Source organism: Clostridium neonatale (genome assembly GCF_001458595.1).
In the GTDB taxonomy this organism is placed as follows: Bacteria; Bacillota; Clostridia; order Clostridiales; family Clostridiaceae; genus Clostridium; species Clostridium neonatale.
The window spans coordinates 82,724-102,345 of record NZ_LN890324.1; the positions used below are offsets into that span (position 1 = coordinate 82,724).

Sequence of the window (19,622 nt, forward strand, 5' to 3'; positions counted from 1 at the left end):
ACCCTTCCCTCCTAAATATTATTACTCTTTAAATTTATATTCCTTGAACTTACATTTTAGTAGTGATACCATATAATTATTAAACATAATATAAAAATATAAGGAGAAGTAACTTTATGAAAGATTCCAATTTAAAATTAGCTCAAAACGATGTAGAAGAGGCTTTAAAAGCTGTTGAAGAAATGGAAGCTTGCATTACTAGTGATACTGGATCTTCAAAGGAAGAATTAAAAGAAAAATTTGTTCAATTAACAAGTAAAGTTCAAAGACTGGAAGACATTCTTAAAAGTGAAGGTATACTTTAATTTATCATTATTGAATTTATGTCTATAAAGAATATTGATTAAAATACGGCATAAAATAGCCTCATTAAGAAATTTATATTTTCTTAATGGGGCTCTATTATTTATTTAAATCAACTATTTAAAAATAAAAAATCCCAAAGGAATTTAATTATATAAAATTCCTTTAGGTTAAATATTAAAAACTAAATTGTACTGTCTCTTTCAATCAATTGATGTTCCAAAACATATTGAGATTCCTCTAAAGGTTTTTGGCTTAACATCTTTATTAATATTCTCATAGCTACAGAACCCATATCATATGTTGGTTGTGAAATAGTTGTTATCTTAGGATAGAAAATAGATGCTGCAAAATTATCATTAAATCCAACAACACTTACATCCTTAGGAACTTCAAGTCCATTATCTCTCAATGCGTTTATAGCACCCATAGCAATATCATCAGATGCACAAACTATACCATCAAATTTCTTTCCTGATTTAATAAAGCTAATAACGCCTTCATAACCAGTCTTAATTTTTATTGAGTTAAGATACACTAAATCAGAATCTATATTAAGCTTTGCATCTTTCATCGCAGACTCATATCCTGTATATCTATCGCCCCATGCATTCATACTATCTTTTTCAGTTCCTATAAATGCAATATTTTTTAATCCTTTACTTATTAAGAAATTAGTACTATCAAAAGAAGCCTTTACATTATCAATTGTTACACTTGGAAGTGCGCCATCTTTATCACGTGTTTCAACAAGGACTGTTTTTAAGTCTAATTCATTAATTAAATCTAATATTTCTTCATTAAGAGAACTACTCATGTATAATACACCGTCAACCATTTTCTCTTTTAGCACTCTTAAATATTCTTTTTCCTTTTGTATATCTAAGTCAGAGTTGCATAATATTATATTATAATCATAAATATTGGAAACGTCTTCAGCTCCTCTAACTATCTCTGGGTAAAATTGATTTGATATATCTGGAAGTAGTATTCCTATTGTTTTTGTTCTTTGAGTTTTTAAACTTCTTGCTACTATATTAGGTCTATAACCTAATTTTTTTATTGCATCTAAGACTTTTTTCTTAGTATCTTCATTTACTACATCGATATCATTTAAAACTCTAGAAACTGTTGCAATCGATACACCTGCTTCTTTTGCAACATCTTTAATAGAAGTAGCCATTTTTTATTCCTCCTTTGAATTTTCTAGATACTTTAATTATACTAATATATTGCATAATAAATCAATAATAGTATGCACAAATAATCTCTATTTCTATTATAAAGTTTCACAAAAATTTACTTTTATAATAATTATAGTATATTTATTATAATAATCATAGCTTAAAACTTATTTTAATTTATTATGCAGTTTTTTTCTTTAAAGTATACTAGGAATCTAAATCTCTTAGATCCCTAGTGCACTCATAAGGCAATTACTATTTTATAACTTCAACTGTCATATTTAACTTTTCACCATTTATAGTTACTTCTGTATAATCAGCTTCTAAAGAATATATAACTTCTTCTGTTAAAGTTTCTTTCTTAATTGTATCTTCAAACTTCTTAATTACGTTAATTAACATATCATTATCAGAAACATAAAGTTTTATCTTATCAGCCACTTCAAATCCTTTATCTTTTCTCATGTTTTGAATCTTTGAAATCATTTCTCTTACATGACCTTCTTCTTGAAGTTCTGGAGTGATTGTAGTATCTAACACAACTCCAATTTCACCTTCACCAGCAAATGCATATCCTTCTAAGCCTTGCATTGTTACTAGAAGATTTTCATTAGTAAGAACTATTTCAGTTCCATTAACATCTATAGTTTCTTCTCCACCATTTTGAATCTTTTGAGCTAGTTCCATTTGATTCTTTTCTGAAATAGCTTTTCTGATTTGTGGTATTAACTTACCATATGCTTTACCAAGTACAGGTAAGTTAGGCTTAATTTCAAAATTAACATGTTCAGATAAATCTGCACCTAATTCAACAGCTTTGATATTTAATTCTTCTTTAACTATATCTCCATAATATTCTGGTAAAGATTTAGTTGAAACAAGCATTGTTGAAAGTGGCTGTCTGTTCTTGATATTAGCTGAATTTCTTGCACTTCTTCCAAGTTTAACAAGAGTATATGCTAAATCCATTTCTTTTTCTAATTCTACATTTATAGCAGCCTTATCAGCTTCTGGGAACTTACATAAATGAACGCTTTCTACAGCATCCTTATCTAAACTTACAACTAAGTTTTGATAAATTTCTTCTGATATAAATGGTACAAATGGTGCTGCAACTGTAACTAAAGTAGTTAATACTTTATATAAAGTTACATAGGCTCCAATCTTATCATCACTTAAGTCTTGAGCCCAGAATCTAGCTCTGTTTCTTCTTACATACCAGTTTGATAATTCATCTGTAAAGTCTTCAATAGCTAAAGCAGCTTGAGTAATCTTATATCCACTTAAGTTTTCATCTACAGTTTCAATTAATGTATTTAATTTAGATATAATCCACTTATCCATTACATTCCCTGAAACGAAATCTGGATATTTAGTTGGATCAAATTTATCTATATCCGCATATAGAACATAGAATGAGTATACGTTCCATAATGTTCCTAAGAATTTTCTTTGAGTTTCAGCAACATCATCTATAGAGAATCTTGTTGGTAGCCATGGTGCACTTGCAGTATAGAAGTGCCATCTTGTAGCATCAGCTCCTTGGCTTCCTAATACTTCAAATGGATCTACAACATTTCCCTTAGACTTAGACATCTTAAGTCCTTTTTTATCTAAAACGTGACCTAATACTATACAGTTTTCAAATGGATTTGTATCAAATAAACATGTTGATATAGCCATTAATGTATAGAACCATCCTCTAGTTTGGTCAACTGCTTCTGAAATAAATTGTGCTGGGAAGTTCTTTTCAAAAGTTTCTTTATTTTCAAATGGATAGTGCCATTGTGCAAAAGGCATTGATCCTGAATCAAACCAGCAGTCAATTACTTCATGAGTTCTAGTCATTTCCTTACCACATTCAGGACATTTTAACTTGATTCCATCAACATATGGTTTGTGTAATTCTATTCCCTTGCAGTCTGTAGTAGCTTTTGATTCCAATTCTTCTCTGCTTCCTATACATTCTCTGTGACCACATTCACATTGCCATATTGGAAGTGGAGTTCCCCAGTATCTATCTCTTGAAATACCCCAGTCAATAACATTTTCAAGGAACTTACCAAATCTACCTGTTCTAATGTTATCAGGATACCAATTTACTTTATTATTATTTTCAAGTAATTTATCTCTCATTTGAGTCATGGCAACAAACCAGCTGTCTTTTGGATAGTAAAGAAGTGGTGTATCACATCTCCAACAATGTGGATATGAATGTAGATGCTTATGTTTATCAAATAATTGATTATGCTCTTCTAAGTAATTACAAATGCTTTCATCACATTTCTTAACGAATTTTCCTGCCCATGGAGTTACTTCATCTACGAAGTTACCACTTGCGTCAACCATGTTTACAAATGCGATGCCATTTTGTTTTGCAACAAAGCTATCATCTTCACCATAAGCTGGGGCTATATGAACTATACCAGTACCATCTGTTAATGTTACATAGTCTCCATGAATTACAACAAATGCTTTACCTTCAACCTTAGCAAAAGGTAATAATTGTTCATATTCAGTTCCTAATAGTTCTTCACCTTTATATTCTTTTATTACTTCATATTCTCTATCGCCAAGCACTTTTTCAATTAAGTCTTTAGCTAATACATAAACTTCATCTCCAACTTTAACATCTGCATATGTATAAGCTTTGTTTATACATAATGCTAAATTTGATGGTAATGTCCAAGGAGTTGTTGTCCAGGCAAGTATATACTTGTTATCTTCTCCTTTAACCTTAAATTTAGCAGTAGCAGTTAAATCTTTAACATCTTTATATCCTTGAGCAACTTCATGAGATGATAAAGCTGTTCCACATCTTGGACAGTAAGGCATTACCTTATGACCTTTATATAATAAACCTTTATCCCATAGCTTCTTTAATGCCCACCATTCTGATTCTATATAATCATCATGATAAGTTACATATGGATCATCCATATCAACCCAGAATCCAATTTGTTCAGACATATCTTTCCATAAGCTAACATATGAGAATACGCTGTCCTTACATTCAGTAATGAATTTTTCAACACCGTAATCTTCTATTTGTTCTTTCCCTGAGATTCCTAGTTTCTTTTCTATTTCAAGCTCAACTGGAAGGCCATGAGTATCCCATCCAGCTTTTCTTAAAACTTTATATCCCTTCATAACTTTAAATCTTGGAATTATGTCCTTCATAACTCTTGTTAAGATATGACCAACATGTGGCTTTCCATTTGCAGTTGGAGGACCATCATAAAAAGTAAAATACTCTCCATCTTGATTTGAATCAAAACTTTTTTGAATTACATCTTTTTCCTTCCAAAACTTAGCGATTTCTTTTTCCATATCTACAGTACTTTTAGAAGAATCAACTTTTTTGTACATTAAATTTTCCCCTTTCCATGCGTATAAAATTATCTATTAATTGTTATTATTGCCTAAAACATAAAAAAAACTCCATCCTAAAGGACGAAGTTGAATTCGCAAACCACCTAAGGTCATTGCATCATAATAAATGCTTTAGTTCAAGTACATACATACTCTATCCTTTAACGCAGGTCAACGTGATAACTTATTCAGCGTATAAGCTTTTCAGTCTCCAACTCCTAGGTGATTTTCTCATAGATTTATTATAGCTTTCCACCAAACAGCTACTCTCTAAAAATAAATTCTAAGATACTTTTCCTAATCACAGTCTTTCATTATTTTCTAATTATATATTACCAAATTTTAATTGTCAATTCATGACTATATAATTACTTAGTATTCTTAAAATTTATCAATATGTTCTTAATGCTGATAAATAATCATAACAAAAGAATACTAGTAAATGACTTTGTTAAAAATAAACTTTTGTTGATTTGATTCTTTATATATTTTATTTGTTGCTTATGTGTAAAGCGGCTCATTATTTATATATTGTCCTTATCATTTCTAATGCTGATATCATCAATAACTTCATTCAAAAGATTATTTTCTTCTGAGATCCCATCAGAGCTATCTAAATTACGTTTATCATTATTATCCATGTTTTCCCCCTTGAACATTATTTCAAAATTATTATACCAAACTTTTCATTTTCCCATTATATATTATATTTAACCTTAATAAACTTTAATTACAATTATAACCATGATATAATAAATTGAAATTATTTTAAATTATTAATTAGGGGGATAAATAATTATGGAAAATTCAAACAATATGGGTATTAATCAATACTCAAGTTCAGAAGTTCCTTCTGAAATAAAAAAATGGAATTGGGGAGCTTTTATGATGAATATTATGTGGGGCATAGGTAATAAATCTTATCTTACTCTACTTTGTCTAATTCCACTATTCAATATAATTTGGATATTTGTATGTGGTGCAAAAGGAAATGAATGGGCTTGGAAAAATGGTAATTATTCTAGTCCAGAAGAATTTTTCTTAGTTCAAAATACTTGGAATAGAGCTGGATTTGTTTCATTCATAATAACAATATGTATTTTGGCAGTATATATTCTTTTAGCTGTTGTATTTGCTGCAGCATTCATAGGTTCATTTAATAACTATTAATAGGTTTAATCTTTAAAAGAGGTTTCATGCTAACTGAAACCTCTTTTCTAATTTCTATAATTATAACCTCTTCTATCTAATAACCAATTCCAACCATCTTCTATTTATAAATTAAGACATGTAATCTCCGTTATAACTTACTAAAACAACATTCGAAATACCTTCTAATTTTGATATGGCATTTACAAATTTTGTAGTATTTTTCTTTAATCCAACCTCAACTGTAATTTCAACTCCATTTACAGGTGAAACAGTCTTTGATTTAACATTATACTTTTCAACACTTTTTGAAAGTAAATTTAATGCATTATTTTCTGAATCATCATCTGAACAGTTTATAACTAATATATATGGATTATTTGCAGTTTTCTTATTAACAAATAATATCATTACTATACCTATGAATATTGATGCTATTATTGCAAGTGGTATTAATCCAGCTCCAATTACTATTCCTGAACTAATTGACCAAAAAAGATATGCTATATCAATAGGTTCCTTAATTGCACTTCTGAAACGTACAATAGAAAGAGCACCTACCATACCTAGTGATAATACAATATTAGATGTTACCGCTAATATGATTAAAGTAGTAATTAAACAAAGTGCTAAAAGTGATATTGCAAAACTTTCTGAATACATTACACCTTTAAAAGTTTTTTTGTAAACTTGCATTATAAACAGCCCAACCACAAAAGCTAATAACAACGCTATAGCCATGTCTAAATATGAAATTGAACTTAATTTTTCTACAAAACTAGATTTTAAAATATCGCTAAAATTAATTGCTGAATCAGACATTCTTTTTCCTCCTAAAATTATATGTATTTCGTCTATCCATAAATTCTTGCAGCTTCATATTTTGAAATTGAAGTTGCTCTACGTTCTTTTACTTGTATAATATCTCTTATTATTTGTGGTAAAAACTCATCAAATTTTACCTCTAAAACAATGTATTTATTATCTATGGTTTCTATAGTTGCTAGATTATCATCAAACATATTTATATTATTTAAACCTGTTCTTACCGATTTATCAAAAGTTATCCTCACATTTCCTATTGGATATATATATGCTTCTCTTGTATAGTCAACTATGGTTTTCGGTCTTAATAGATTTCCCTTCATTTCACTATACAAATCAATAAATAACTTTTTATTAGAATCTCTCAAAAATTCTATGTCTCCATTTATTATTTTCTCACATTCTTCTTTTGTGATTTTCTCACTATCTTTAAGACACAATCCTCTTATCTTTGATTTTTTTTCTAGTCTTATAAATTCATGATTATCATTATAAAACCTAATACGAAACTTGTGCCTCTTAGGAACTCCTATAACCTTTTCCATTAATGCCTTATCATAAACATTATCAAAGTATAAGCTTCTTATTTTATATTCATTATTTTCATTAGCATTCTTATCTATGTGCATTATAGATCTTAATCTACTTTTAATTGATATATAATCAGAGAAATTAATATAATGCTTTAGCTCATGTCTAAATTTAACCTCTTCCATCTATACACCTCCGTTTCTTTATCTTATATACTTATTTTAAATGACACGTCTTAACAGTAGCTTAACAAAGTTAAATTTTATATAAACAGAAAAACACCTACATATATTTTCAAAAATACATGTAGGTGTTCTTACTTTTCTTTAATATTAATCAAATGTTTTAGGGATCATCATTGTAAATTCTGATCCTTCTCCATATGTTGAATTTACATTTAATTTAATGCCAAAATTTTTAGAAATAGACTTTAGTAAGCTAAGGCCTATTCCAGTTCCACTAATATTTTTTCCTCTAACTATATCACTTCTATAAAATCTATCAAAGATACGTTCTTGATCCTCTTCTCTGATTCCTATACCATTATCACGTACTGAAATTCTAATATTTTTATTAAACTCTTCTATGATAAATTCTATCTTTCCATTATCATCAGTATATTTAAAAGCATTTTCTATCAATATAATTACAGCTCTTCTTATTTTGCTATAATCCCATAGAACTTCTACATCGTATGCAGGTTTAATCACTTTAAATTCTTTTCCTTGTATATCCGCTAAATCAATATAAAATTCACCTATATCATTTATAAATTCATACAAAGAAAATTTAGTAATATTTATGCCTAAGTCCAAATCTTCTTTAGACAATAATAATAAGTCAGTATTCAATTTTTCTAATCCACGTATTTCACTCATTATCTTCGAAATATGCTCAAAATGACTATCTATAGTATCTTTCGATGAGTTTGCCAACAGTTCTAACTTTCCTTTTATTACAGCTAATGGAGTTCTCATTTCATGAGATGCATCCTGAACAAAATGAATCTGTTTTTCATATGCTTCTCTCACTGGTTTTATAACTTTTGATGCTAAATAAGCAGATAATACTATAGCAACTATTATTAAAATGATCAAACTTATAATTAAAGTTTTAGTTAGCCTATGTATTGAATTCACTTCTGAATCTATATTAGATAATACTTGTATTTTATATGAATCTTTAGAAATAATTATACCTCTAAACTTATATCCATTATCATCAATTGTAACTATTGTGTTTTCTGACTCTTTGGAGAAATCAGGCAAATTATTTTCAGTGAAATATTGGTTTCTACTTATATTTTTTAGTTCATCATCTTTATATACGATCACAATCAAATTAGGTGGAATACGTATAAAATCCTCCTCATGCATACCTGGTTTTCCATGAAAATTTTTAGGAAATGGATTATTCATTTGATTTAAATATCTTTCAAAATCAAATACATCCATATTTATTATATCTCGTTGTTCCAAAAGCTGTTTATCAATATTATCCATTACTTTTGCAGAATATAGTGTCTGTGTTATTACTGCAAATACTATCAAACAAGCAAATACTATTATTGTACTAATAGCAATAATATTTCTTCTTGTAGCTAAAAAGATATCCTTTTTCATTATTTACTCCCCTATACTTTCATCTAATACATATCCCATCCCACGTTTAGTTATTAAATACTTATCATATCCAAAGCTAGCTAACTGTTTTCTTAATCTACTTATATATACTTCTATTATTTCAGTAGAAGCATCACTATTATAGCCACATACATTATCAAAAATTTGCTCTTTAAATAATAATACACCTTTATTTAAAACTAGATATTCTAACAATTTATATAGCTTCTCATTTAATTCTAATTCCATTCCTTCTATATAGGCCTTTTTTATCTTCATATCAATGCTTAGCCCTTTAAATTCAAGAGTATTAGCGTCTTTTATCTTTCCCATGCTTTTTAAAATTGCATTTATTCTTGCTTTAAGCTCTTCCATGAAAAAAGGCTTAGTAAGATAATCATTCGCCCCTAGATTAAAAGCTCTAAGTTTATCACCTAATTCTTCTTTTGCAGTTAATATTATTACTCCTGTATTCAAACATTTTTTTGATATATTATTTAATACAGTCATTCCATCTGCCCCTGGCAACATTAAATCTAAAATAACAATATCATAATCATATAAGCCCAATAAATGAATTGCATCTGTTCCATTATATACAGGCTCAATTTCTAAATCTTTACTTAAATATTCAACTATATTTTCACTTATTTTAATATTATCTTCTACCAAAAGCACTTTTATCATTATTATTCGCCTCCATTTGATTTTAATTATCTTTTTCCCCTATACTTTAAATTTTATAAATATTATATACCTATTTTCTTAACAGAAGCTAAATTATTTTAATAATTTCAAATAATTATTCTCCTCTTGACTCTTTATTAATTTAGTGCTTAAATTATGTAAAATACTTTAAATTTTAGGAGAATAAATATGGATAGTAATGATAATAATTTAAACGAAGCTATTTTAGATAAATTAACCAAAACATGTCGTTGCCGAGCAATTTCAAGAGCTAAAATAAAAGAGGCAATAAGGAATGGTGCTGATACTTTTGAAAAAGTTAAGGCAGCTACCGGTGCAGGCACAGGTTCTTGCAAAGGCAAAACTTGTTCTTATATAATAAATAATTTAATTGAAGAATATAAGAATAGCTAGTTATTTTTAATTATAAAGTAGAGCGCCTCAAATGAGACGCTCTATTTTTTTAAATTTCTATCTTCGAATTTTTATATTCTGGAACAATATCAATTATGCTTTTCTTAGTACAATATGATATATCATCATCTAGCCCTAAACTTTTCATAACCGAATAATGGGTAGCATCTTTAATATAATTCATTACATTTTCATTTGATTTATATATTTGATGTGCTGTTTTAGCTATATCAGTTAAATCTAATTTTGATGATTTTTTTGTCATTTCATCTATTATGTATCCGCTACATATGAAGTCATCCATAGAGAAATTTCCATTAGTTCCCGCATTTATGATTACAACATCTTCATTTATTTCAAGTAATTTTTCTGCAACAGCTTTTGCATTGATCATAGCTGCTATAAAAATTTTCTTTGCAGATAAAGACCTTGTTAGTGTTTTTGTTCCATTAGTTGTTGTCATAAGAACACTTTTTCCACCTACAAGTTCTTTGGTATATTCTAAAGGTGAATTTGAAACATCAAAGCCATCTATCTTTACAGCTTTTCTTTCCCCGCCTAAAATACAATTCTCTCTTTTAAGCTCTTCTGCCTTTTCAAAAGTCTCTTCTATAGTTAAGAAAGGTATTACTTCCTTACATCCATTATTTAAAGCAGTGACTATTACCGAAGTTGCTCTAAACATATCTATAACAATCGCTATTTTATTTTCTATTTTACTTTCTTTGATATCATCCCCACTAATAATTATATCAACTTTCATAGTTATTAAATCCTCTCTTCCATATATAATGTATTTTTAAAATCAAACTTATGTTGTTCTTATTCAATTGACTTTTTAAGAATAAAGTATTTCTTTATCTTCATCAATCCGCATAAAATAAGCAAATTCGTAAGAATTTATATTCTTGTATTCTTAAATTCTTAAATTCTTAAATTCTTAAATTCTTAAATTCTTAAATTCTTAAATTCTTAAATTCTTAAATTCTGGGCATTTTTTCATTCTTCAAATATTTGAACAACTATTTTTTTAATTATTAACCTTTTTATTTAATCACTATTTTTAGATAATTAAATAATCTATCTCTTAAAATTCATCCCCTGATATATATTATTATCCTCAAAGGCCTTGTCTATTGCATTTAATACTTCCCATTTTTTTAAACTCCACATTGGACCAATAAGTTCATTTCTTGGAGCATCTCCGGTTAATCTATGAACTATCATCTCTTCTGGAAGTCTAGAAATACTTTCTGTTATTAAATTAATATATTCTTCTTGAGATAAAAATTTTAGATTTCCTTTTTCATATTCTTTTACAAGTGCAGTATTTTTCATAAGATGCAGAAGATGTATCTTAATTCCTTGAGCTCCACTATGAGCTATATGATCTACTGTATTAATCATGTCTTCTTTTATTTCACCTGGTAATCCAAATATAGCATGAACTACTGTATCAATATTTCTCTTATTTAATCTCTCCATTGCATCATCAAATGTACTTAACATATATCCTCTATTTATTATCTTTGCTGTCTCATCATTTGAAGTTTGTAATCCAAGTTCTACCCATACATATAACTTTTTACTGATTTCCTCTAATAAATCTAAAACATCATCATCAAGACAATCTGGTCTAGTGGCAATAGCTAAAGCTACAACACCTTCTTTTACTATTGCTTCATTATACTTTTTTCTTAATTCATCTACAGGTGCATATGTATTTGTGTATGCCTGAAAATATGCTATATACTTCCCGCTCTTCCATTTGTGCTCCATCATTAATTTAACATCATCAAATTGCTTAGATATTGAAAAATCTCTATCTCCTGCAAAGTCACCTGAACCTCTTGCACTGCAAAATACGCAACCTCCTCTTCCTGCTTTTCCATCTCTATTAGGACATGTAAAACCACCATCTAGTGATATTTTAAATACCTTCTCTCCAAATTTTTCTCTTAAAAAATGATTTAATGTATGATATCTTTTCCCATTCCATTCTTTCATTTTTACTTTTCTCCAATCTATTTTAAATTAACATAAATTCTTTAATTTATTTACTATAATGATTATTGCATATTAATTTAAAAATTCCAACCTTATGCTGATAGTACATATATTCATGATTTATTCTTAATATATAAAATATTATTTTTATTATTGTAACAATTATTTACTTGTTTAAAGAATAAATAAAAAGTCTCCCTTATATATTTAATACTAGGAAGAATTTTAAGGGGGAACGATAAATTGAAAGATGAATTAACCAAAATATTTCAGATAGCCACAGTATTTATTGGTACTATTGTTGGTGCAGGACTTGCTTCAGGAAAAGAAATAACAGAGTTTTTTACCAAATACGGATTAAAAAGTTTTTTAGGAATATTCATTTGTGGCATATTCTATATAATAATGAGCTCAATAATTTCAAAGATAAGTATAAACCACAACCTTGATTCTTATAGTGATGTAATAAATCTAATAAGTCCTAATATACTTGGAAAATTTACTGGACTTGTAACTACTTTTTTTCTTATTTCAAGTGCATCCATAATTCTTGCTGGAAGTGGTGCTTTAATAAATCAGTTTTTTGGTATTCCAAAAGTAATTGGTTCATTAATTATGATTTGCATTGCTGTTTTTTTCTTACTTCGTGGTACTGACGGATTAATAGAGATAAATTCCTTTATAGTTCCTGCACTTGTTTTTACCATAAGTTTAATTACGATTCTCTATTTTTTATTTTGTAAAGATGCAGTATCCTACTCAAATATTTCAAGCTTCGAGCCACAAAAGGACGGCATAGCAATATCAACACTTCTATATGCTGGATATAATACTTTATCTGCATCTGGAGTTATCGTTCCTTTAAGCACAACTATGAAAAAGCCAAAAACCATGTTTATAGGCATAATCTGTGGTGCTTTAGGCCTTACAATCCTTTGCTCAATGATTAACTTATTATTAACTATAAATCAACCTTATATATATAAGTATGAAATTCCTCTTTTATTTGTTGCTAATAGATTTGGGACAATAATTCAAGCCCTCCTTCTTGTTATAATATGGCTTGAAATGTTCTCAACAGAAGTATCAGACGTATATTCCATAAGTAAAACTTTAGAAAATACATTCAATATAAGCTTTAAAAAAGCTATTTTCCCTGTTTTAGGAGTAGCATTTATAATTTCTCAATTTGGGTTTGGAAATCTTATAAATAAGCTTTATCCTTTATTCGGATTATTAAGCTTAGTGTTTATTTCACAATGTATTTACTTCTTTTTTAAGGATAGAATTATTGGCTTTTTCTATAGAAGTAAACACAAGCTTTAATATATTTTGCGTTATATATTTAAAGCTAAGTAATTATAGTTAATTTTCAAATATGCTATACTTTAATTATTATTAAAATTTTAAGGAAGTATAGTCAATGAAAAATTTAGATTTATTAAACGAATGTACTCTTTGCAGTAGAAACTGCAAAGTTAATAGAAATAATAATAGTATTGGCTTTTGCAAAGCCTCTAACACAGTTAAGGTAGCTAGAGCTGCCCTTCATCTTTGGGAAGAGCCACCAATCTCTATGGGAAACGGTTCTGGAACCGTGTTCTTCTCACATTGCAATTTAAATTGTGTTTTTTGTCAAAACCATGATATAAGTCAAGAATTCAATGGTAAAGAAATATCAATCGAAAGATTAAGTGAAATCTTTTTAGAGCTTCAAGAAAAAGGAGCAAACAACATTAACTTAGTCACTCCTACTCATTATGTACCTCAAATTATAGAAGCATTAAAGATTTCAAAATCCAATGGATTAAATATACCTATTCTTTATAACACTAATAGTTATGATTCTCTGGAAACAATAAAATTATTAGATGGTTATATTGATGTTTATCTACCTGATTTTAAATATTTTAATGATAAATATGCATTAAAATATTCTAAAGTGAATAACTACGCATCTAATGCTATTTCAGTAATAGATGAAATGTTAAAACAAGTTGGTACACCCAAATTTGATTCAGAAGGAAAAATAATTAAAGGTGTTATAGTAAGACATCTAATGCTTCCCGGACTTTTATTTGATTCAAAAAAAGTTGTTGATACTTTGTACAACAGGTATGGGGATAGTATATACATCAGCTTAATGAATCAATATGTTCCTATGTTTAACGCTTGTAATTACCATGAAATAAATAAACCACTAAATCCTAAGCACTATGATTCTTTAATAAATTATGCTCTAAATTTAGGTCTAAAAAATGGATTCATACAAGAGGAAGGTACTGACACTATTTCTTATGTCCCAAAATTTAATTGTGAAGGAGTATAAATTATAGAATCTCTAAAGTTTATAAAAAATTATTTTTATATATAGCTATATATAAATATAAGAAGACTGTTGAAAATATTATAGCAACAGTCTTCTCATATTTAATAATAAAAACTTGGAATTTTTATATCATTATCTTTTCTAGGAGCTACAGGTGGCACAAATATTCTATTTGTTGCTCCCCTTAATTCAGCAATTCTAGTAACGCCTACATATACATCTGATATCTTATACCATGTTGCATAATCTACTACACCAGTCTTTGGTAAAGAGAATATTCCTTGGAATGTTCTCACCGCTTCTGCTGTTGTTTCTCCAAAAACGCCATCCTGAGCTACTTTAGGTATTAAAGGATAATTTCGAGCTATTCTGTTTAATTGTTCCTGAATAGTTCTTACAGGTTCTCCTGTTGATCCAATTGTCAAATCATAACCTGGATAAGATTGAGGGCTTCCTTCAACTTTCTCAGCAGTAACAAGCTCAATATCATTTCCATAGTAATACATTAAAATTTCATATGGTAATTTTCCTTGATCGCCCAAATATTTGCTTCCCCATTGACTTAGCCATTCTGGGCATTTGACATTTTTACCATCACAATATTGAGTTAAAAGTGGCTGTTTATTTCCAATTCTTCTTACATAAGTAGAAAATATCTCATCTACAATAGCACTGATACTGTCATAAATATTTCTTCCGTAATTAAAAGCATGATCATAAGCTGTAGAACTTGTAATATCAAAATTCTTTCCTTTTCCTCTATACCATTCAGTATAAATCCTGTTTAAAGTAAATGATATTATGCAAAAAACATTTGCACGTATTGTTGTTTCTGGCCATGTTGAGTAAATTTCACATGATGCAACATTTTTTATATACTCCTTATAATCAACTTTATAATTAGGAGCTGATGCATCATTAGGGCTGCCTTGATGTACTACTATATATTCAGGTACTACTGGTTGCGGTAGCACTACCCCTGATGTTGGTGGTGGTAATGGCTTATCAACCTCTTCTGGTATTTTGGGTGGAAAGTTTCCATATAATGTGTTTGGTAAAATATTTATAACTTCTTGCCTTGTATTTCTTGATCTAAGATCTGTACTTAAATTGCATATTTGATATGCTACTTCACCCGGAAATACCTGGCATCCCCTTATACTTATAGGCTCAAAATCTTCTCTTTCTACAGTTATATCATACAAACTATATGGTGTTTTATTACTATTTTCATTTAGCGAATACTCTATCGGTGGTGCATCAACTTCAATCTCTTCAGTTAACCCAGATGAATTTGTAGTCAGATTTATAGTTCTATTTGTTGCAAATTCTCCTATTCCTCTTATAGTAATCTTAGCTCCATCAATGGGAATATAATCATTTCCTCTAAAGCATTGGACCTTTAATCTTCCTATATCTGCCATAGATACTCCTCAAATATTATTTTTACTTAATCATTATATGTTATAAATTTCTATTTGTTACTATGGAATCCTACAAAATAAATTTCCTATATTAAATTCAATTATGCTATTTCCATTCCTTAATTTATTTAAATCAGAATACGTTAAATACTTAATTTCTTCAACAGTATCTTCTAGATATAAATCATTATTTTTTTCGTAATTCCGTTTTCTTAAAGCATTAAAAACCCCTTCTAAATCAAGCATTCCATATCCCCAATCTTTATTTGGATATGTGTCACCCTCTCTAGTCTTAGCCCCTCTTATTATATAAGCTATCATTTTATTAACATTTATCTCAATATCATTCTTTTCTACAATAGCCCATTGTAATATTAAACAACAGCATCCAGCTAATACTGATGATCCTATTGATGATCCTGTAGCAACAGTAGTCCCACCACCTGGCTTTGTAACTATTGCATCTACACCACCTGCAGCTATATCTGGTTTTACTCTTCCATCTATAGTGTAACCACGTCCTGATTCAGCCACTACAGTATTTAATGATTGATTATAATATGCAGAAACAATAACATTTTTTCCTGTTGCTGGTACAGTTAATGTAGATGTCTGTAGTGGAGAAAGAAATCTAGTATCATCATATAATAATTCTCTTTGCGGTAGCCAAGACCAAAATCTTCCATCAACAATATAATCTCCATATAACCTAAAGGTCCATATTCCTTCCTTTAAGTTTCTAAGTTTAATAATTATTACTTCATTTCCCGATATATTATCAGGAATCAAATAATGTATACATACTATTGTCCCTTCATAAATGAACTTATAATCTGTTATTGATTTAAGATTAGTATTAACTCTTTCTAAAACCTCTCCTGAAGGAGAAACAATTCCAATAGACGCTTTATCTGGCTTCAAAAAATAGAATTGAAAATTCATATCTTTTTGATTTTTTCCAACCTTTACCTCAACTGAAACCATATCTTCAGTTTTATTAATTTTTCCTTCTGTATGTGTTTGAGTATCACCTTGATTTCCAGTCCCCACTACTGGAACAAAACCTCTTCTACCTGACTGACTTTCAAATAATTGTTCTATATAACTATTACCATCATGTGCTCCTGTATTAGTTCCCATAGGTATATGAAAAACAATAGGCATCCCTAATTGCAATGCTATATTGTTCAAATATCTAACAGCTAAAATTATATCAATATATCCATACTTATTAATTCCCTCTTTAGATACGCCTGCATAAATTGATTCAGCTTTACTCATCTCTCTAAGTTTAACAACTGCAAATTTACAATTTGGAGCTGCTCCTAATAATGCCGGATTTCGTCCTCTTCCTCCAATTATTCCTGCTGTCATTGTTCCATGACCAACATTATCTTTACTAGCAACTATACTATATGGATCTCCACCACCCTTATATAGTTTTATAGCTTCATTAATTTGATCTTTGGTATACTCAACTCCTAATTTTATGCCTTGTACTTCTTCTGTTGCTTTAAGGGTCTGATCCCATATTCTTTCAATTCTTGTTGTATCATCTTCTAGCATAAATTCTTCATTTAAATAATCTATTCCTGTATCTATTATACCAACCAATACTCCAGTTCCATCCAATCTTAAATAGGGATTATTCACAAACAAGGGCGCCCCACTAGCCTCTACTGGTGATAGTGCACTTAATGTGTATACAGGTGGATTTATATTAGGAATAATATCTAAATTATAATTTCCTAGCTTATTTATGTCTTTATAAGGCGTTATTACTATAATAAACGCATCTGAAAGCCTAACTATTGCAGCATCTGGCATGCCTTTTTTTATCTGTTCAACAACTTCTGGATTTGATATCTGTACAATTATTCCTATTAGATCATCAGGTGATATGGTTGCATTCTCTGAATCATTCCCTATACAACTCACCCCTAACTTGGATAATATATTATCGGTATTTAAATCTACACTGTTACTTTCTCTATAGTAATCTCTTGTATAATCACGTTGCCTTCCAGCTAAAATTGAATTTATTGTCGATTCAATTAAATAAAAACTATCATATGCACAAACTGCTCCATATCCCCATGAAGAGTTGGGATAGATTATATCAGTTCTTTTTCTAGTAGATCCCTTTACTAAATAATACTTTAATCTTTGTGCATATAAATAAAAATCATTTCCTTTAACAATCCCCCATTCCATAAGTAATGCACAAATCCCTGACACTTGAGGAGTTGCCATTGATGTTCCTGTCTTTCTATCATATCCACCATTAGGTATCGGTGCCATTACATTCTCTCCAGGTGCTGCTAAATCCGGTCTTAGGGGATATCTTAGGTTTTCTGCTCCTCTCCCACTAAAACTAGATAAGTTTCTCGTTACAGGATTATAGCTTCCAACCGCAATTATATTATCTACAGTTGCTGGTATTCCTAATGTATTTGAAGCTACTGGTGATAAAAATTTAGTTTTTTGATTAAGTCCTTTTGAAACTGGAAGCCAAATTGAATATACCCCTTCATAGTTGTTTATCTTATCAATTGATATTGTCCATAGCCCTCCAGTAATATAATTTGATGTTATTGGAGAAAGAACTATTTGAATTTCATTATTAAGTTCAAAAGGTTTTGGTCCCGAAACATATATATCATACCTATCTCTACCAACATTTCCTTGAAAATATCCTTCTCTTATATTTATATTTCCACTTGCTTCTCCCGTTGAACTTCTAATATTTATTGTTATATCTGGCAAAATGGATTTATATAGATTTATAACTATTAGACTTTCATCTCTTGCTATACTAAATGATTGATTTTGAATAATTTCAAATGTTCCTCCAGTATGATGTGCAGAATCTCCCTCATTCCCTGCTGCAATTACAATTGTTATCCTTTCTAAATTTGCTATTGTTCTAATATATTGTTCTAATAAACTACTTCCATTGTGAGCCCCATTATTAGTACTCAAACTAATATTAACAACTAATGGCATATTTAATTCTTTACTTTTATCTAACAAAAATTTTAATCCCTTCATTATTTGAGTACTTAAAACCCAATTTCCTCTTGTGCCCTTGACCATTGCTATAGATGCTTCTGTAGCTACTCCTTTATAAGAATTCGGAATATTTCCTCCACCGCAGGCAATACCAGCAACGTGTGTACCATGTCCAGTTATATCTATTGATGGAACTATTGAGTATGGATCTGTTGCTTCTAGGGCTTCATTAATTTTTTCTTTGTTGTATACTTTTCCTCCATCACTTAAATCATATATATATTCAATTCTTGTAGTTCTATCACTATTCCTAAATGCTGGATGAGTATAATCAATTCCTGAATCTATGAATCCAATAAGTATTCCTTTTCCATTAACATTGTATGTTGATGTTGCCTGCGGAACACATGATTCCCTATTACTTGTTAAATCTGATGTATATAAATTTTGTGGCAATTCAATATATTGTATACTGTTGCTTCTAGCCAAATCTACTATTCTGTCTACTGGGATCCCTACTATTGCAAAATTAAAACCTAAATCTTGAAAAGTTCCTCCTAGACCTTCAATTAATTTTTTAACTTCAATCGGTTCATCTCTATATAAAATTGTTACCTCTATTAAGTTTGCGTCTCCAATTAAATTTAATTTATTATTTAGTCTATTTAACACAGTGCTTGGTACATTATTTAATAATCCTAATGATGCATCTATCTTTGCAGATTTTTGTGGATCTAATTCTGCTATAATAATCACCTCTATA

Annotated in this window: 15 protein-coding genes and 1 other annotated feature; of the genes, 5 read left to right on the top strand and 10 right to left on the bottom strand. The window is 29.1% G+C overall.

Translation table 11 applies throughout. The annotated features are described in order from the left end of the window. The first annotated feature begins 116 nt into the window (after positions 1–116). Complete coding sequence (locus BN2920_RS00845) at positions 117–305, top strand: hypothetical protein (protein WP_058293176.1); 189 nt, start codon at positions 117–119, stop codon at positions 303–305. 182 nt (positions 306–487) lie between these two features. On the opposite strand, the gene BN2920_RS00850 is transcribed toward BN2920_RS00845, so the two are convergent. Both BN2920_RS00850 and ileS read right to left on the bottom strand, forming a co-directional pair. Next, complete coding sequence (locus BN2920_RS00850) at positions 488–1,486, bottom strand: LacI family DNA-binding transcriptional regulator (RefSeq protein ID WP_058293177.1); 999 nt, start codon at positions 1,484–1,486, stop codon at positions 488–490. 256 nt (positions 1,487–1,742) lie between these two features. Continuing rightward, on the bottom strand, positions 1,743–4,856 hold the full coding sequence (ileS, locus tag BN2920_RS00855; RefSeq protein ID WP_058293178.1) for an isoleucine--tRNA ligase: 3,114 nt from the start codon (positions 4,854–4,856) through the stop codon (positions 1,743–1,745). 77 nt (positions 4,857–4,933) lie between these two features. Continuing rightward, positions 4,934–5,173: a binding site (T-box leader), on the bottom strand. A gap of 484 nt (positions 5,174–5,657) precedes the next feature. On the opposite strand from ileS, the gene BN2920_RS00860 reads away from it, so the two are divergent. After that, the gene (locus BN2920_RS00860) at positions 5,658–6,029 is read left to right on the top strand and encodes a hypothetical protein (RefSeq protein WP_058293179.1); all 372 of its coding nucleotides are present in this window, start codon (positions 5,658–5,660) and stop codon (positions 6,027–6,029) included. A 111-nt stretch (positions 6,030–6,140) separates the two neighbouring features. On the opposite strand, the gene BN2920_RS00865 is transcribed toward BN2920_RS00860, so the two are convergent. The 4 genes from BN2920_RS00865 to BN2920_RS00880 all read right to left on the bottom strand — a co-directional run bounded on the left by BN2920_RS00865 (position 6,141) and on the right by BN2920_RS00880 (position 9,673). Next, on the bottom strand, positions 6,141–6,830 hold the full coding sequence (locus BN2920_RS00865) for a DUF4956 domain-containing protein (protein ID WP_058293180.1): 690 nt from the start codon (positions 6,828–6,830) through the stop codon (positions 6,141–6,143). 32 nt (positions 6,831–6,862) lie between these two features. Continuing rightward, complete coding sequence (locus BN2920_RS00870) at positions 6,863–7,549, bottom strand: polyphosphate polymerase domain-containing protein (RefSeq protein ID WP_058293181.1); 687 nt, start codon at positions 7,547–7,549, stop codon at positions 6,863–6,865. 147 nt (positions 7,550–7,696) lie between these two features. Continuing rightward, positions 7,697–8,986, bottom strand: a complete 1,290-nt coding sequence (locus BN2920_RS00875; protein WP_058293182.1) for a sensor histidine kinase — start codon at positions 8,984–8,986, stop codon at positions 7,697–7,699. 3 nt (positions 8,987–8,989) lie between these two features. Then, positions 8,990–9,673, bottom strand: coding sequence for a response regulator transcription factor (locus BN2920_RS00880; RefSeq protein ID WP_058293183.1), 684 nt, complete (start codon positions 9,671–9,673; stop codon positions 8,990–8,992). A gap of 189 nt (positions 9,674–9,862) precedes the next feature. Here BN2920_RS00880 and BN2920_RS00885 point away from each other — a divergent pair, with 189 nt between their 5' ends. After that, a complete protein-coding gene (locus BN2920_RS00885; RefSeq protein WP_058293184.1) occupies positions 9,863–10,087 on the top strand; it encodes a (2Fe-2S)-binding protein in 225 nt (74 codons plus the stop codon). Between the two features lie 49 nt (positions 10,088–10,136). Here the strand turns inward: BN2920_RS00885 and BN2920_RS00890 are convergent, their stop codons facing one another. Next, positions 10,137–10,850 (bottom strand): 2-phosphosulfolactate phosphatase family protein, encoded by a 714-nt coding sequence (locus tag BN2920_RS00890; protein ID WP_058293185.1) that lies wholly within the window; start codon positions 10,848–10,850, stop codon positions 10,137–10,139. 317 nt (positions 10,851–11,167) lie between these two features. Next, entirely contained in the window at positions 11,168–12,094 is a 927-nt protein-coding gene (gene mnmL / locus BN2920_RS00895; RefSeq protein ID WP_058293186.1) for a tRNA modification radical SAM protein MnmL/YtqA, read from the bottom strand. 243 nt (positions 12,095–12,337) lie between these two features. On the opposite strand from mnmL, the gene BN2920_RS00900 reads away from it, so the two are divergent. Beyond that, positions 12,338–13,420, top strand: coding sequence for a YkvI family membrane protein (locus BN2920_RS00900; RefSeq protein ID WP_058293187.1), 1,083 nt, complete (start codon positions 12,338–12,340; stop codon positions 13,418–13,420). 97 nt (positions 13,421–13,517) lie between these two features. Continuing rightward, complete coding sequence (locus BN2920_RS00905; protein WP_058293188.1) at positions 13,518–14,423, top strand: radical SAM protein; 906 nt, start codon at positions 13,518–13,520, stop codon at positions 14,421–14,423. Positions 14,424–14,524: 101 nt separating this feature from the next. On the opposite strand, the gene BN2920_RS00910 is transcribed toward BN2920_RS00905, so the two are convergent. Both BN2920_RS00910 and BN2920_RS00915 read right to left on the bottom strand, forming a co-directional pair. Beyond that, the gene (locus BN2920_RS00910; RefSeq protein WP_058293189.1) at positions 14,525–15,847 is read right to left on the bottom strand and encodes a peptidoglycan-binding domain-containing protein; all 1,323 of its coding nucleotides are present in this window, start codon (positions 15,845–15,847) and stop codon (positions 14,525–14,527) included. A 60-nt stretch (positions 15,848–15,907) separates the two neighbouring features. After that, positions 15,908–19,606, bottom strand: coding sequence for a S8 family peptidase (locus BN2920_RS00915; RefSeq protein WP_058293222.1), 3,699 nt, complete (start codon positions 19,604–19,606; stop codon positions 15,908–15,910). Between the last annotated feature and the right edge of the window lie 16 nt (positions 19,607–19,622).

Coding starts and splice junctions, on each gene's coding strand:
- BN2920_RS00845 (WP_058293176.1), top strand. CDS start 117: ATGAAAGATTCCAATTTAAAATTAGCTCAAAACGATGTAGAAGAGGCT.
- BN2920_RS00850 (WP_058293177.1), bottom strand. CDS start 1,486: ATGGCTACTTCTATTAAAGATGTTGCAAAAGAAGCAGGTGTATCGATT.
- ileS (WP_058293178.1), bottom strand. CDS start 4,856: ATGTACAAAAAAGTTGATTCTTCTAAAAGTACTGTAGATATGGAAAAA.
- BN2920_RS00860 (WP_058293179.1), top strand. CDS start 5,658: ATGGAAAATTCAAACAATATGGGTATTAATCAATACTCAAGTTCAGAA.
- BN2920_RS00865 (WP_058293180.1), bottom strand. CDS start 6,830: ATGTCTGATTCAGCAATTAATTTTAGCGATATTTTAAAATCTAGTTTT.
- BN2920_RS00870 (WP_058293181.1), bottom strand. CDS start 7,549: ATGGAAGAGGTTAAATTTAGACATGAGCTAAAGCATTATATTAATTTC.
- BN2920_RS00875 (WP_058293182.1), bottom strand. CDS start 8,986: ATGAAAAAGGATATCTTTTTAGCTACAAGAAGAAATATTATTGCTATT.
- BN2920_RS00880 (WP_058293183.1), bottom strand. CDS start 9,673: ATGATAAAAGTGCTTTTGGTAGAAGATAATATTAAAATAAGTGAAAAT.
- BN2920_RS00885 (WP_058293184.1), top strand. CDS start 9,863: ATGGATAGTAATGATAATAATTTAAACGAAGCTATTTTAGATAAATTA.
- BN2920_RS00890 (WP_058293185.1), bottom strand. CDS start 10,850: ATGAAAGTTGATATAATTATTAGTGGGGATGATATCAAAGAAAGTAAA.
- mnmL (WP_058293186.1), bottom strand. CDS start 12,094: ATGAAAGAATGGAATGGGAAAAGATATCATACATTAAATCATTTTTTA.
- BN2920_RS00905 (WP_058293188.1), top strand. CDS start 13,518: ATGAAAAATTTAGATTTATTAAACGAATGTACTCTTTGCAGTAGAAAC.
- BN2920_RS00910 (WP_058293189.1), bottom strand. CDS start 15,847: ATGGCAGATATAGGAAGATTAAAGGTCCAATGCTTTAGAGGAAATGAT.